Origin of the sequence: Mesorhizobium sp. 1B3 (assembly GCF_050958605.1) — a bacterium.
GTDB lineage: Bacteria > Pseudomonadota > Alphaproteobacteria > Rhizobiales > Rhizobiaceae.
This window is the reverse complement of the sequence record NZ_JBJHDO010000002.1, coordinates 178,659-193,626: the sequence shown is the minus strand read 5'-3', so window position 1 is coordinate 193,626 and position 14,968 is coordinate 178,659. Positions and strand designations below refer to the sequence as shown.

General features: G+C 63.8%; 12 protein-coding genes. 4 read left to right on the top strand and 8 right to left on the bottom strand.

All coding sequences use genetic code 11. The features are described from left to right. Positions 1 to 199: 199 nt before the first annotated feature. The 3 genes from iolD to ACCO56_RS05980 form a co-directional block, all read right to left on the bottom strand. Complete coding sequence (gene iolD, locus ACCO56_RS05990; RefSeq protein ID WP_433638645.1) at positions 200 to 2,050, bottom strand: 3D-(3,5/4)-trihydroxycyclohexane-1,2-dione acylhydrolase (decyclizing); 1,851 nt, start codon at positions 2,048 to 2,050, stop codon at positions 200 to 202. Positions 2,051 to 2,071: 21 nt separating this feature from the next. Continuing rightward, entirely contained in the window at positions 2,072 to 4,006 is a 1,935-nt protein-coding gene (locus ACCO56_RS05985) for a bifunctional 5-dehydro-2-deoxygluconokinase/5-dehydro-2-deoxyphosphogluconate aldolase (RefSeq protein ID WP_433638644.1), read from the bottom strand. Positions 4,007 to 4,147: 141 nt separating this feature from the next. Then, positions 4,148 to 4,978 (bottom strand): MurR/RpiR family transcriptional regulator, encoded by an 831-nt coding sequence (locus ACCO56_RS05980; protein ID WP_433638642.1) that lies wholly within the window; start codon positions 4,976 to 4,978, stop codon positions 4,148 to 4,150. Between the two features lie 224 nt (positions 4,979 to 5,202). Here ACCO56_RS05980 and ACCO56_RS05975 point away from each other — a divergent pair, with 224 nt between their 5' ends. Then, positions 5,203 to 6,315: a Gfo/Idh/MocA family protein gene (locus ACCO56_RS05975; protein ID WP_433638641.1), complete on the top strand. Its 1,113-nt coding sequence runs from the start codon at positions 5,203 to 5,205 to the stop codon at positions 6,313 to 6,315. A 36-nt stretch (positions 6,316 to 6,351) separates the two neighbouring features. Here ACCO56_RS05975 and ACCO56_RS05970 read toward each other — a convergent pair whose 3' ends face one another. From ACCO56_RS05970 to ACCO56_RS05960, 3 genes are all read right to left on the bottom strand, one after another. Beyond that, entirely contained in the window at positions 6,352 to 7,140 is a 789-nt protein-coding gene (locus tag ACCO56_RS05970) for an SDR family oxidoreductase (RefSeq protein ID WP_433638640.1), read from the bottom strand. Continuing rightward, positions 7,137 to 8,138 carry an inositol 2-dehydrogenase gene (gene iolG, locus ACCO56_RS05965; RefSeq protein ID WP_433638639.1) on the bottom strand — a complete coding sequence of 334 codons (1,002 nt, stop codon included), beginning with the start codon at positions 8,136 to 8,138 and terminating at the stop codon, positions 7,137 to 7,139. The genes ACCO56_RS05970 and iolG overlap by 4 nt, the downstream gene beginning before the upstream one ends. A gap of 120 nt (positions 8,139 to 8,258) precedes the next feature. Further along, positions 8,259 to 8,681 (bottom strand): UPF0158 family protein, encoded by a 423-nt coding sequence (locus ACCO56_RS05960; RefSeq protein ID WP_433638637.1) that lies wholly within the window; start codon positions 8,679 to 8,681, stop codon positions 8,259 to 8,261. A 261-nt stretch (positions 8,682 to 8,942) separates the two neighbouring features. Here ACCO56_RS05960 and ACCO56_RS05955 point away from each other — a divergent pair, with 261 nt between their 5' ends. The 3 genes from ACCO56_RS05955 to ACCO56_RS05945 all read left to right on the top strand — a co-directional run bounded on the left by ACCO56_RS05955 (position 8,943) and on the right by ACCO56_RS05945 (position 13,044). Continuing rightward, complete coding sequence (locus ACCO56_RS05955; protein ID WP_433638635.1) at positions 8,943 to 10,331, top strand: pyridoxal-phosphate dependent enzyme; 1,389 nt, start codon at positions 8,943 to 8,945, stop codon at positions 10,329 to 10,331. Next, entirely contained in the window at positions 10,328 to 11,491 is a 1,164-nt protein-coding gene (locus ACCO56_RS05950) for a cystathionine gamma-synthase (protein WP_433638633.1), read from the top strand. Before ACCO56_RS05955 ends, ACCO56_RS05950 begins: the two co-directional genes overlap by 4 nt. Positions 11,492 to 11,685: 194 nt before the next feature. Continuing rightward, positions 11,686 to 13,044, top strand: a complete 1,359-nt coding sequence (locus tag ACCO56_RS05945; RefSeq protein WP_433638632.1) for a phosphomannomutase — start codon at positions 11,686 to 11,688, stop codon at positions 13,042 to 13,044. Between the two features lie 287 nt (positions 13,045 to 13,331). Here the strand turns inward: ACCO56_RS05945 and ACCO56_RS05940 are convergent, their stop codons facing one another. Continuing rightward, the gene (locus tag ACCO56_RS05940; RefSeq protein WP_433638631.1) at positions 13,332 to 14,117 is read right to left on the bottom strand and encodes a thioesterase family protein; all 786 of its coding nucleotides are present in this window, start codon (positions 14,115 to 14,117) and stop codon (positions 13,332 to 13,334) included. Between the two features lie 12 nt (positions 14,118 to 14,129). Beyond that, positions 14,130 to 14,840 carry a D-lyxose/D-mannose family sugar isomerase gene (locus ACCO56_RS05935; protein ID WP_433638628.1) on the bottom strand — a complete coding sequence of 237 codons (711 nt, stop codon included), beginning with the start codon at positions 14,838 to 14,840 and terminating at the stop codon, positions 14,130 to 14,132. Between the last annotated feature and the right edge of the window lie 128 nt (positions 14,841 to 14,968).

Below are 14,968 nucleotides of genomic sequence, written 5' to 3'. Positions count from 1 at the left end.
GCCGTGACCCCTCATCCGACCTCGCTTCGCGAGGCCACCTTCTCCCACGAGGGGAGAAGGTGGAGCTTGGCAAAAGGGACGACTGCAAATCGCAGACGTTAGTGATTGTGCCCGCAGCTTTCCCTTCTCCCCTTGTGGGAGAAGGTGGCCTCGCGGAGCGAGGTCGGATGAGGGGTGGTCTCCCAATCCCCCCGGTCGCCTAATCCCCTACCCTCTGCAGCTTCACCTTCTCCTCATATCCCCGCCGCGCCGCCTCGACCTCGCGACGTGGGCTGACCTCTGGCACCGCGACGTCCCACCAGTGCCCGCCGGCTTCCGTGGACACCAGCGGATCGGTCTCGATCACCAATACGGTCGTGCGCGTGTTCGCCTTGGCCCGTTCGAGCGCCGCCTCCAGATCGGCGATCCCCGCCACTTTCTCCGAGATCGCTCCCAGGCTGGCGGCATGAGCAGCGAAGTCGATCTCAGGCAGCACCTCATGGCGCGCGTCCGTGAAGAGGTTGTTGAAACTGGCCCCGCCTGCGCTCATCTGGAGCCGGTTGATGCAGCCGAAGCCCCTGTTGTCGAGGAGCACGATGGTGAGCTTGAGACCCAGCATCACCGACGTGGCGATCTCTGAATTGAGCATCAGATAAGAGCCGTCGCCGACCATGACGACGACCTCCTCGTCGGGCTTCGCCATCTTGACGCCCAGCCCGCCGGCGATCTCGTAACCCATGCAGGAATAGCCGTATTCGGCGTGATAGGAGCCCGGTCTGCCCGCCTGCCACAGCTTGTGCAGCTCCCCCGGTAACCCGCCCGCAGCATGAAGCAGCGTGACGCCCGATCCCATCACCCGCTGCACGGCCCCGATGACCTGGGCATCCGAAGGCAGGGCTGCATTGGTCGCTGCCGTAACCCTGGCGGCAGCCTGCCGCCATTCGTCCTTGCCCCGCCTGGCATTCTCCGCCCAACCGGGCGGAGCCGACCAGCCCTCCAGCGCCTTCTCCAACTCCTTCAAGCCTTCACGCGCGTCGGCCACCAGCGTGATTGCCCTATGCTTGCCGGCATCGAAAGGCTGGACGTTGAGGCCGATGATCGTTTTGCCTTCGCTCTTGAACAGCGCCCAGGAGCCGGTCGTGAAATCCTGGAGCCGCGTGCCGACGGCAAGCACCACGTCGGCCTCTTCGGCGAGGCGGTTGGCAGCAGACGTGCCGGTGACGCCGATCGCCGCCATGTTGAGCGGATGGTCGTCCGGAAGGGACGACTTGCCACCCTGCGTCTCGCAGACCGGAATGCCGGTCGCTTCCACGAAACGCGCCAAGGCGGCGGAAGCTTGTGAATAGAGCACGCCACCGCCCGCGATGATCAGCGGCTTGCGGGCGCGACGAAGCGCCTCGGCGGTCTCCATCAGCTCGGCCAGGTCGGGCCGCGGCCGGCGTTGCGTCCACAGCCTCTCCTCGAAGAAACTCTCGGGATAATCATAGGCTTCCGCCTGCACGTCCTGGCAGAGCGCCAGGGTCACCGGTCCGCACTCGGCGGGATCGGTCAGCACCTGCATGGCGCGCCCCAGCGCCGGCACGATCTGCTCAGGGCGCGTGATACGGTCGAAATAGCGCGACACCGGCCGAAAGCAGTCATTGGCCGACACCGTCCCGTCGCCGAAATCTTCCACCTGCTGCAGCACCGGATCGGGGATGCGGTTGGCGAAGACGTCACCGGGCAGCAGCAGGAGCGGCAGCCGATTGACATGGGCTACCGCAGCTGCCGTCACCAGATTGGTTGCGCCCGGCCCGATCGACGTGGTCGCGGCCATCGCGCGACGGCGGAAGTGGGCCTTCCCAAAGGCGATCGCCGCATGCGCCATCGCCTGCTCGTTATGGGCGCGGAAGGTCGGCAATTCTTCCCGGACCTGGTAGAGTGCTTCGCCGAGCGCGGCCACGTTGCCGTGGCCGAAAATCGCCCAGACGCCGCCGAAGAACGGTAGTCGCTCGCCGTCGATCTCCGCCATCTGCCGCGCGAGGTAACGGGTCAGCGCCTGCGCCATAGTCAGGCGGATGGTCTTGGCCATGATGACTTCCTCCCGCGGAAACTATGCCGCCTTGCGGCTGCGCGCGGCAAGCCAGGCTTCGGTCAATTTCTCGAAGCGGGTCGCCATGTCCTCGATCGCGGCCTCGTCGGAGATCGCGCCGGCCAGCCATCGCTCTGCCGCATCCATGAAGATGGTGCGGCCCACCGCAAAGCCCTTCACGACAGGCGCGTCGGCTGTCGCGGAAAAGGCCGCTTCCAGCGCGTCATGCTGCGCCTCGAGCCCGAGCAGGACGACGCCCCGGCAATAGGGATCATTGGCGGCGATGACGTCCTCGATCATCGCCCAGGCGTTCGCCGAGGCCTGCGGCTCGAGCTTCCACCAGTCGGGTTTGATGCCGACCCCATAGAGCTCCTCCAGCGCGCGCGGCACCGTGTCGTCCTCGAGCCTACCGTGCTTGCCCGCGATGATCTCGACGAGCAGTTCGCGGCCAACCTTGCGGGCGGCATCATAGAGGCTGCGCAGTTTCTCCTGCTGCTCGCTCTTCAGCGCAGGCGAATCGTCCGGATGATAGAAGCACAGGCACTTGATGCAGTGCTCGACGGGCCATTCCGCAAGCTGCGAGCCGATGTCCTGCGAGAATTCAAAGCGCAGCGGGCGCGAGCCCGGCAACTCCACGGGCCGGCCCAGCCAGGCGAAGGAGTGCTTGGCGAATTCGAACATCGCCTTGCGGCCGAGCCGCTCGTCGATCAGCATGCCGTAGCCGTCGCGACCGGCGGCGACGCGAGCGGCCGCCTTGACGGCCAGCACCTTGAAATCCTCGATGCGGGAGGGGGCAGCGCCGGTCTTGCGGGCGGCTTCCTCGAGCTGGACACGATGATCGACCGCAAGAGCCATCAGCGAGGGGATCGCCCGCCGGCGCGTGGTGGCCCAATGGATCTGACCGAGCACCTCGTCCTTGCGAAGCGCTCGGTGAGGGCTGCCATTGCGGAGGAAGAACTGCAGCTCTTCCCAGGTCGGATATTCCGGCGAGCAGAGCAGGCGCGACACGGCGAAGGCACCACAGGCATTGGCCCAGGTGGCCGCCGTCTCCAGGCTCTCGCCGCCCAGCCAGCCGCGCAGCAGGCCGGACATGAAGGCGTCGCCCGCGCCCAGCACGTTGAAGACCTCGATCGGAAAGCCTTTGCCAACCACCCCATCCTCGAGATCGTCGCTGATCGGCCCGGCATAAACGATGCAGCCCATCGCCCCGCGCTTGAGCACGATGGTCGCGGGCGACTGCGAGCGGATCGTCTTCAGCGCGCTCAAGACGTCGTCTGAGCCGGAAGCGATCATGATCTCTTCTTCGGTGCCGACGATGAGATCGCAATCGGGCAACACGGTCTTGAGCTTGCCCGAGACCTTGTCCGACTTCACGTAGCGTTCGAACCCCTCGGCGTGGCCGGCAAGACCCCAGAGATTGGGCCGGTAATCGATGTCGAATACGACCTTGCGGCCATTCTCCTTGGCGATGCGGATCGCCTTGCGCTGCGCGGCCTCGCTGCTGTCGCGCGAGAAATGGGTGCCGGTGACGACGACCGCGCGTGCCGACGCGACGAAGGCTTCATCCACGTCGTCCGGCGCGAGTGCCATATCGGCGCAGTCGGAGCGATAGAAGATCATCGGCGAGACGCCCTCATCCTCGACCGAGAGCAGCACCAGGGCGGTCAACCGCGCGGGGTCGGTGACGAGGCCACTGACGGACACTCCCTCTCGCTGAAGCTGTTCGCGTATGAAACGGCCCATCTGCTCGTCCCCGACGCGGGTGAGGAGCGCCGAGCGAAGTCCCAGCCGGGCCGTGCCGATGGCGATGTTGGCGGGGCACCCGCCGACCGATTTGGCGAAGGAGGTGATGTCTTCGAGACGCGAGCCGATCTGCTGGCCGTAGAGATCGACCGAGGCCCGCCCGATGGTGATGACGTCAAGCTGCGCCTCTCCGCCGCTTCGAGCTGCCGTCATGATATCCTCCACCGCATCGGCCTGAAAAATCGAACAGATTTTCGGAAGCACGTTTGTCGGCCGACATCATGAAATATTAATTCTATTGTTGCGTCAACATGGAATATGTATTCTCGATTGCGCCAAGGCATCCGCCGGAGTTCAGATTTCCTGGCGGCGCTCTGCGACGGCGACTGTCAGCGCCATGGCCAGGGCCATGGTGGCCGACAGCGAACGGAAGCCGGCGCAATCGGCTTCGGCGACCTCGAACCATTCCGTCGCCGCCTGGGCCAGCGGCGAAAAGGAGCTGTCGGTGATGGCGATCACCGGCACGCCCTGCTCCGAAAGCTGGCGCGCATTGTCGATGGTCGCCGCCGCATAGGGCGAAAAGCTGACCGCGATCACCGCATCCCGCGGCGTCGCGAAAGAAACCATCTCCGGCTCCAGGCCGGAAGCGGATTCGACGAGCTGATAGGGAATCTTCAGCTTGCCCAGCGCATAGGCCATGTAGCTGGCGATCGGGTAAGCGCGCCGGCGCGCCAGGAGGTAGACGGTCTCGGCGCGGGCCAACCTGGCCACCGCGCGCTCGAAGCTGTCGTCATCCAGGCTCCGGGAGATGGTTTCGAGCGACCTGCTCGCCGCGTCGATGAACCCGCGCAGGATCGCGCCGCCCTTGGTCTGCTCCGCGCCCCCACGCAACGCTTTCAGGCGCTCCTCATAGGAGCTGTTTCGCTCGCGAAGCCTTTCGCGGAAAACGGCCTGCAGGCTGGTGAAGCCGTCGAAGCCGAGATGCTGCGCAAAACGGATCAGCGTCGAGGGCTGTACGCCGGCGGAAGCCGCGATGCTTGCCGCAGTGCCGAAGGCGATCTCGTCAGGATTGTCGAGCGAGAATGCCGCGATCTGCGCGATGCGCTTCGGCAACTCCTCACGTTTCTCCAGGATCCGCGCCCGAAGCGTCTCGAAGTCGCGAGGCAATTGCGGTTCAGCATTCATGCTCAGCCTGTTTCCCCCGGCGGCGAATCCAGATCGCTTGACCGCTGGGCTATCGATTCAGCGCGGTTTCGGATGTGAAGCCCTGATATCATCAACCCTCTGCGCACTTCAAATCCGCCGGCGAGCCTATAGGCGCGGCGTCTCGATGTCCACAAAATGAATTGATCATTCCATTTCTTGTCGCAATGGACTATTTCAACCAAAACATTGAAGGAACGGACGGTATGATCGGAGTGGGGCTCATCGGCTCTGGTTTCATGGGCAAGTGCCACGCCATGGCTTGGAACGCCGTCCATCTCGCCTTCGGGGATACGCCGGCAATAAGGCTCGTGCATCTTGGCGAGGCCAACGCGGATCTGGCGGAACGGCGCGCTGGAGAATTCGGATTTGCCAAGGCTTCGGGAGACTGGCGCGCCGTCATTGCCGACCCCGAGATCGATGTCGTCTCTCTGACCACGCCCAACCAGTTCCATCCGGAGATGGCCGTCGCGGCGCTCGAAACGGGCAAGCATCTCTGGTGCGAGAAGCCGATGGCACCCTCCTTCGCGGAAGCGCAAGCCATGGCCGATGCCGCGCGAAAATCCGGCAAGGTCGCGGTGCTCGGCTACAATTACATCCAGAGCCCTGCCATCCGCCACATCAGGACGCTGCTGGACGAAGGCGTCATTGGCACGGTCAACCATCTGCGCATCGAGATGGACGAGGATTTCATGGCCGATCCCGACGCGCCGTTCTTCTGGAAGCACGAGGCGGCTTCCGGCTACGGCGCGCTCGACGATTTCGCCGTGCATCCGCTGTCGCTGATCCAGAACCTTTTCGGGCGCGTTGCTAGCGTCATGTGCGACATGGCCAGACCCTATCCTGATCGACAGACCGACAGCGGCTCGCGCCGGCCGGTCGAGACCTACGATATCGCGTCGAGCCTGATCCATCTGGAAAACGGCGTCTCCGGCACGTTGCTCGTCAACCGCTCGGCCTGGGGGCGCAAGGGCCGCATCGCGCTGCAGATATTCGGCTCCAAGGGGTCGATCCTCTTCGACCAGGAACGTTTCAACGAGGTCCAGCTTTATGTGACTTCGGACCGCCCGACAGAACAAGGCTATCGGACGATCCTTTCCGGACCGCCGCACGAGCCCTACGGCCGCTTCATCCCCGCACCCGGACACGGGCTGGGTTTCAACGACCTCAAGACCATCGAATGCCACGAACTGATCGCCGCGATCGAGGGCCGGCCGGCCAATGTGATCGGTTTCGACGAGGGCCTGGAGATCGAGCGCACCGTACATGCGATGGCACGGTCGTTCGAGGAGCGGCGATGGGTGGAGGTGAGGGGGTGATCACCCTCGTCTGTGCAGATACAAGGGGTAAGCCCTCTAATCCCCGATCACCCCCGCGACATTCTGATCATAATCCACCAAAGACCCCGTCATGACGCCGGATTGCGGGCTCAGCATATAGGCGATCAAGACGGCGAGCTGGTGGGGTTTGACCAGTTGCCCCATGGGCTGTGCGGCTTCCGCCTTCTCCAGCCAGTCCGGTCCGGCGCCGTGGAACTTCGCCTGCACGACCGCTTCGCCCGGGGTATCCATCCAGCCCGGCAGCACGGCATTGCAGCGGATACGGTTTCCCCGATACGCATTGGCTACATTCTTGGTGAGCACGGCAAGCGCGCCCTTGCTCGCCGAATAGGCGGTCAGGAACGACTGGCCGGCATGGGCCGACATCGACAACACGTTGACGATAGCGCCGGGTTTCTTCGCCGCGAGCAGATGCCGCACGACGCCCTGCATCATGAAGAAAGGCCCGCGCACATTGGTCGCAAACAGGCTGTCGAAAAGCTCCGGCGTGGTGTCCGTCAGCGTGCCTCGCGCCGAGGAAGCGGCGGCGTTGACCAGTCCGTTGATCGTACCGAAGCGCTCCAGCCCGACCTCTACTGCCCTGGCGCATTCATCCGGTCGGGACATGTCGGCGCTGACGAAGATCGCTTCCGCGCCGAGCTTCTCGAGCGCTGCCACGGCCAGCGCTCCTTTCTCCGGCGAACGCCCAACGAGCACCAGTGCCTCGCAACCTTCCGCGACGAGTTGCTGCGCGACGGCGAAGCCTATCCCTTGTGCGCCGCCCGTGATGATCGCCCGTGTCCCGGCGTTGCGCTCGACACTCATGCGCCATCTCCCAGACCGATCGTCCTGCCTTCCCTGACCGAACGCAGTGCCGCTTCGGCGAGGACCAGCGCCTTTAGCCCGTCCTGTCCGTCCGGCGAGGCCTTCCGGCCCTTGCTCATCGCCGCGATGAAGGCGGCAATCTCGTTGGCATAGGCTTGCGTGTAGCGCGTCATGAAGAAATCGTGCAGCGGCGGCCGCGTGTAGCCGCCGGCATTGGCGACCTCGATCGATACCGGCCGCTGGTTCTCCGCCGCCACCATGCCTTTGGAGCCGTGCACCTCGATGCGCTGATCGTAGCCATAAGTGGCGCGACGCGAGTTGGAGATCACGCATTGCTTGCCCGATGCGGTCCGCAGGAGAACGCTCACGCTGTCATAGTCGCCGAGCTCGCCGATCCTCTTGTCGACCAGCACCGAGGCCTGCGCGCTGACCGTGACCGGCTCTTCGCCGAGCAGGAAGCGCGCCATGTCGAAATCATGGATCGTCATGTCCCGGAAGATGCCGCCCGACCGGGTGATATAGTCATGCGGCGGCGGGCCGGGATCGCGCGACGTGATGGTCACCATCTCGATCTCGCCGATCGCGCCATCGTCGATCGCCTTCCGCACGGCGGCGAAATGCGGATCGAAGCGCCGGTTGAAGCCGACCATCAAGGTCGCGCCCGTTTCCTCCACCACGCCGAGGCATCGCCCGACGCGGGCGAGATCGAGGTCGATCGGCTTCTCGCAGAAGATCGCCTTGCCCGCTCGGGCAAAACGTTCGATCAGGTCGGCATGCGTGTCGGTCGGGGTACAGATCACCACCGCATCGATATCGCCGGCCTTCTCGATCTCCTCTATCGAGCGCACCTCCGCGCCGTAAACAGACGCAAGCTCCTTCGCCGCCGCCTCAAAAGCGTCGGCCACAGCCACCAGCTTCGCATCGGGATCGCCGGCCACTGCCCTGGCATGCACCTTGCCGATGCGGCCTGCACCGAGCAGGCCAAAGCGAACAGTCATAAGATCCTCCCGACAACTTGGGTTCCGCGCATCCATTGCCTTCGAAGAAAGTGAAATGTATGAGCCAAAAGTTGCGCAGACGAAATGAATATTCCATAGCCAGTTCGGGATCAAGCGGTCTCAATCGCCATCCGCGACGGCAATCTCGTTGTCCTCGCACCATTCGCGCAAAGCCTCCTCGGTCGCTTTCTCCTCGAAGGCGTGCCACGCATGCAGCTTGCCCTTGTCGTGCAGCCATTGCTTGAACCGGCCATAGGCGCCCTTCCTACGAAACATGTCGGAGACGTCTTCCCATTCGTCGGGAGCCTCCTGGCCGACGAAGGACAAAACCACGTCACGGCCGAGCTGCAGCTCGCTCCTGGTGGGAATGGCAAGAAACTCGTCGGACTCCTCCATGTCCTCCGGCCCCTCATAGATCCCCGCCGTGTCGGAGATGACGAAGATCTCGCCCGTCAGGCGGTGAACATAGGCACGGTCACCATACCCGGCTCCCGCGCTTGCGATTTCGAATGCATTGATCAAATCACTCATTTTCACAGGCATCTATCCGCCTCCTTCACAACCGCCATTGAAGTTAAAGCGAGCGAGTGGCTGTGAAAAGCGCTCGAGGAGGGTCATACTCGCAACGGCAAACAAGAAAATCATTCGCCAAATGATGCCAATTCAGGAATGACTTTTCTCCTAAGCCGCCTATTTTTCATTACATGCAGTCCATCATTCCAGCTCGCATTGCGATACTAGTTGCATCCGGCTGGCGGCCGAGCCGTCGCGGCCCGAAAGCTCGCCGGAACGGGAGAAAACGCCATGAGCCGCCTGCGCGGACCCTATTCGTCTGTTCTCGACCTGATCGGCGAGACGCCGGTCGTGGAACTCACCCGCTTCGACACTGGCCGATGCCGCCTCTTCGTCAAGCTCGAGAGCCAGAACCCCGGCGGCTCGATCAAGGACCGCATCGCGCTTTCCATGATCGCCGACGCGGAACGCTACGGCAGACTGGCTCCAGGCGGTACGATCGTCGAGGCGACGGCTGGCAATACCGGTCTCGGCCTCGCCCAGGTCGGGATTCCCAAGGGGTACCGCATCATCCTCGTCGTTCCCGACAAGATGTCGCGCGAGAAGATCCAGCATTTGCGCGCGCTGGGCGCCGAAGTCCGCCTTACCCGCTCGGATGTCGGCAAAGGCCATCCCGAATATTACCAGGACATGGCGGAACGGATCACTGCCGATATCCCCGGCGCCTTCTATGTCAACCAGTTCGCCAATCCCGCCAATCCGCTGGCGCATGAGACGACCACCGGACCCGAAATCTGGAAGCAACTCGGTGAAGATGTCGACGCCGTCGTGGTCGGCGTCGGCTCGGGCGGCACGTTGACCGGGCTCGGCCGGTTCTTCAGGTCAGTCTCGCCCAAGACCGAAATGGTGCTGGCAGATCCCGTCGGCTCGGTGCTCGCGCCCTACATCAAGACCGGCAGGATGGAAGAGGCGGGAAGCTGGACCGTCGAGGGCATCGGCGAGGATTTCATCCCACCCAATGCCGATCTGTCGCTGGTCTCCAAGGCCTATTCGATCCCCGATAAGCAGAGCATGCTCGCCGTGCGCGATCTCCTGGCCAGGGAGGGCATCCTGGCCGGCTCGTCTTCGGGCACGCTGCTTGCCGCCGCGTTGCGCTACTGCCGCGAGCAGAGTTCGCCGAAACGCGTGGTGACGCTGGTCTGCGACAGCGGCAACAAGTATCTCTCGAAAGTCTTCGACGATTTCTGGCTGGCCGAACAGGGCCTCGCGGAACGCGAGCAGCATGGCGACCTCTCCGACCTCGTCGCCCGCTCGCACCGCGAGGGCGGCACGGTCTTTGTCGGACCGGAAGACAGCCTGCTCACCGCCTATGGCCGCATGCGTCGTGCCGACGTCTCCCAACTCCCCGTATTGGAGAACGGCAAGCTGGTCGGGATCGTCGACGAAAGCGACATTCTTTCGGTCGTGGAAGGTCCCTATGACGCCCGCTGGGATCGCTTCAACGCCCCTGTCCGCAACGCCATGACCGCCGAGCTCCACACGCTTCAGGCCGACCAGACGCTCGACGCGCTCCTGCCCGTCTTCGAGCGCAACGAGGTGGCCATCGTCTTCGACGGGGAGGAGTTCATCGGCCTCATCACCCGCATCGACCTGATCAACCATTTGAGACGCAACAGATGACCAACCGCAATCGCCTCGCCTTCTCGACCCGAACCATCCATGGCGGCCAGAGCCATGATCCCACCACCGGTGCGGTGATGGTTCCGATCTACGCGACGTCCACTTACGGCCAGCAGAGCCCAGGAGTGCACAAGGGCTTCGAATATGCGCGCAGCCAGAACCCCACCCGTTTCGCCTTCGAGCGCGCAGTGGCGGATCTCGAAAGCGGCAGCATTGCCTTCGCTTTCGCTTCGGGCCTGGCGGCCATCGCGACGATCTTCGAGCTGGTCGATTCCGGAGCGCACGTCGTCGCGACAGACGACATCTATGGCGGCACGTTCCGGCTGCTGGAACGGGTGCGCAAGCGCTCGGCCAACCTCCAGGTGAGCTTCGCCGATTTCACGGATCTCGCTGCCGTGGAAGCTGCGATCAGGCCGGAGACGAAACTGCTCTGGATCGAGACGCCCACCAACCCGCTGCTGCGCATCGTCGATCTGGAAGGGGTGGCCGCCCTCGCCCGCGGCAAGGGGCTGCTGACCGTCGCCGACAACACCTTCTGCAGCCCCTATCTGCAGCGCCCGTTGGAGCTCGGCATCGACATCGTCGTGCACTCCACGACCAAATATCTCAACGGCCATTCGGACATGGTGGGCGGCGTCGCAGTCGTCGGCGACAACAAGGATTTGTCCGACCGGCTGAAATTCCTGCAGAACGCCGTCGGCGCGATCTCCGGCCCCTTCGACAGCTTCCTCGCCCTGCGCGGCCTGAAGACGCTCGCACTCAGGATGGAACGCCACTCGTCGAACGGCCAACGCATCGCGGAATGGTTGGAGCGCCGCCCCGACATCCGGCGCGTCATCTATCCCGGGCTCGCCAGTCACCCGCAGCACGCGCTCGCGCGCCGGCAGATGCATGGCTTCGGCGGCATGATTTCCGTTGAGCTCGATCGCGATCTGGCAGGCACCAAGCGCTTCCTCGAACGGACACAGCTCTTCACGCTGGCCGAAAGCCTGGGTGGGGTCGAAAGCCTGATCGAGCATCCCGCCTTGATGACGCACGGCAGCATTCCGGCGGAAAAACGCGCTGCTATCGGCATCAGTGATTCGCTCGTGCGTCTCTCCGCCGGCATCGAGGACGCCGACGACCTGATCGCCGACCTCGATCAGGCGCTTGTTGGCTAAGCAGGTTCCGCAAAAGTGTCGCACGGTTTTGCGGCAAGAGCCTGCGACAGACAAAAGAATCTAAGCAGACGTTCGTGGGGTACCCACGAACGTCTGCTTAGTCATCCACAGGCGGGCTTGCCGGCCATGCCCTCAGATGTGGTAAAGGGTTTCCGCCTCGCTGTCGGGGCGGAAACCTGGAACACGACGCCCGGATGAAGCCGCCTTTCAAAGCCTATGACATTCGTGGCCGTATTCCGGCCGAGATCAACGCGCCTTTTGCCTATCGCTTCGCGCTTGCCGCAGCACGAAGTCTCTCGGCAGGGAAAGTCGTTGTCGGCCACGACATGCGCCAGGACAGCCCGGCTCTTGCCGAGGCGCTGACCCAAGGTTTCCTCGACAGCGGCGCGAGCGTGCTCCCTGTCGGTCTTTGCGGCACCGAGGAAGTCTATTTCCACACCGCCGACAGCGAGGCCGATATCGGGCTGATGGTGACGGCGAGCCACAATCCGGAAGATTACAACGGCATCAAGATGGTGCTGAAGGGCGCCACCGCGGCTACCCGCGACAATTCCTTGGCGGCCATAGAGCAGCTTGTTTTCTCGGGCGAGGACCTTCCGGTCGTGGGTGCCTATGCCGAGCGCGGACGGTTGGAATCGACGCTGGATCGTTCCCGCTACATCGACAGGCTGTTGCAGCAGGTGGCCGGGAAGGCTCTGAAGCCGATGAAGATCGTCTGCCATGCCGGCAACGGATGCGCGGGGCCGATCATCGATCTCCTCGAAAAGCACCTGCCGTTCGAATTCATCAAGATCGATCACGAGCCGGACCGCCGGCTGCCGAACGGCATCCCCAATCCGCTGCTGCCGGAAAAACGGGCAAAGGCCTCGCAGGCGGTCGTTGACCAGGGAGCCGATCTCGGGATCGCCTGGGACGGCGATTTCGACCGTTGCTTCCTCTATGACCATCGCGGCCGCTTCGTCGAAGGCTATTATCTGGTCGGCATGATCGCCGAGACGATGCTCCGCGACGAGAAAGGCGCAACCGTCCTCTACGATCCGCGCCTCACCTGGAACACCATCGACATGGTCGAAAGCGCGGGTGGCGTCGCCAAGGTCTGCCCGACCGGCCACGCCTTCTTCAAAGCCAGGATGCGCGCCGAAAATGCCATCTATGGCGGGGAGATGAGCGCACACCATTATTTCCGCGATTTCGCCTATTGCGATTCCGGCATGCTCGCCTGGCTGGAAGTCGTGGCCGAGCTTTCCGCCTCGGGCATGAGCCTCGCCGAAGCCGTCGGCGAGCGCATTGCCGCCTTCCCCTGCTCGGGAGAGATCAACTTCACCGTGGCCGACTCCAAGATCAGCCAGGCCAAGGTCTCAGACGCCTACCAGCGCTTCAACCCGACGGTGGAAACCATCGACGGGCTCAGCATGGAGTTCGACGACTGGCGCTTCAATTTGCGCGCATCCAACACCGAGCCCCTGCTCCGGCTGAACGTCGAAACCCGGGCCGATCAGGCGCTGCTGGAAGCCAAGGTCGCGGAGCTGCGCGGACTGATCGCGGGTGAATAACACCACCAGCGTTGATCTTTGACCGGTCGCGAGTTGCCCCTCACTGTCCTCCCGGACATCTCTCCCCGCGAAAAAGCGCGGGGAGAGAGACGACGGCCGCTTGGGTTTCGCCAGTCGCCAACGGCGGACGATTGGCGAAAGTGGAGATGAAAGCGGTCTTCTCCCCGCAGGCGGGGAGAAGGTGCCGGCAGGCGGATGAGGGGCTTGCGCAAAGGTCAATGCTCATTGCCGCCGGTATATCTCGATTTCCGCCGCACGGCCGCGGGCGGGGCGGCGCTACAACACGATCAGACGAACAGCGCCACCGCCTGCCGGCCGGCGGCAATCCTGTTTCCCCCGGCGTCCCAGAGCGACATGGCCTGAAGCGAGTAGCCGTCCGCGGCCTGCTCGCTGGTCGAGCGCAAAAGGTGCCAGCCGCTTGAGGTTACCGGCTGGAAAAGGTCGATGCCCCATGACATCGTGCTGATCGGCGCCATCGCTGGAAACTGCACCATGGCCGCGGGCGGCAGGCTGTCCGCCAGCGCGAGAAGCGCGATCGCGGGATCGACGCCGTCCTCCTCGACATGCCTGACCCATACGGTGAACTCCGGTTTTTCCGCCCCGGAGAGCGGCCGTGCGCCGCCGGCAAGGCGCATCTCGAAATTCGGGAAGAAGCCGGGCGGAGTGTGCCCCTCGGGAAAGAAGAGCTTGCAGTCCTGCGGCGCGGAGACGGATGGACGTTCCGTTAGGTCATGCCCGACGCGGCTTTCGCGGGCGACACCGTAGGTCAGCACGACCCGAGCCGCGAACTTGTCGTCACCGGTGCAATCGACACTCACCACGGTGGTAGTCCTGCCGCGCCGGAGGAGATCCGCGCGAAAGCCGAGGCGCCCCTGCGCCGGCCCGGCGAAGGTGATCTGCGCGGAACGGAGCGGCGGCAGATCGGAGGCCGACAGCCTGGCCGTTTCCGCGCACAAGGCCGCGACGATCCCGCCGAAGAGGGCGCGGCCCTGCGCCCAGTCCTGTGGCGCATCGGTGAAATACGCGCCATTGTCTTCAGATAGTGATCCGAGCACCGAAAAGAGATTCGGCATCAACCTCTCCCTTCAGCTCGCGGATACCGAAGTCACTCGCTTTTCCGGAAGCCAGGCTTCGTAGTCCGACACCAAGAGATGGACAGGCTCCTCGTCCTCCTCGATCGTGGAGAAACGGCCGATCTTTTCGCGGAAGATGTTGTCGGTCAGGTCGTCATTGACGGTGGAAACCTCGCCGATCAGCACATCGCCCTCTTCGGCCCAGAAAGCATGCCAGACACCGGGCATGAGCGTGACGCTTTCGCCGGGATCGAGCTTGAGCAGCGCCCCCGCGGCCATGGTCCGCATCACCCCGTCAGTCGGCACGCGGACCTCGGCGCGATCGTCGATCGAGCCGTCCGGATGCGACATGAAAAGCTCCAGCACGAGCTTGCCGCCACCGCGATTGATGATGTCCTCCGCCTTCACGTTATGACGATGCATCGGCGAAAGCTGATCCTTGCGCGAGATCATGATCTTCTCGGCATAGAGCATGCCGCTGCCGCGTTTCAGGTCCTCGGCCCGGCCGTTGCGCACGGTGAAGAGGAAGAGCCCGAGTTCGTCGAATTTTTCCACCCCATAGTCGGTGATGTCCCAGCCGAGTCGGGCATCGATGATGCCGGCCGGGCGCCTCTTGCTGAGTTCGGCCGGCGACCAATAGGCGAAAGGCGGCATGATGTAGCCAAAGGAGCGGATGAAGGCATCGCCTTCGCGGATGATCTCGTTGACGCGCGAGCGTTTCATGGTCTCCTCCCGGGCAAGCCACGTTCCGCCCTGCCTCGCATATTTTCCCGCCGCGCGGAAGCCGCATCCGGCCGCCACGGATCAGCGTTTATCCCCAGGCACGTGCCGCCGTTAATCAGGCCGAAACA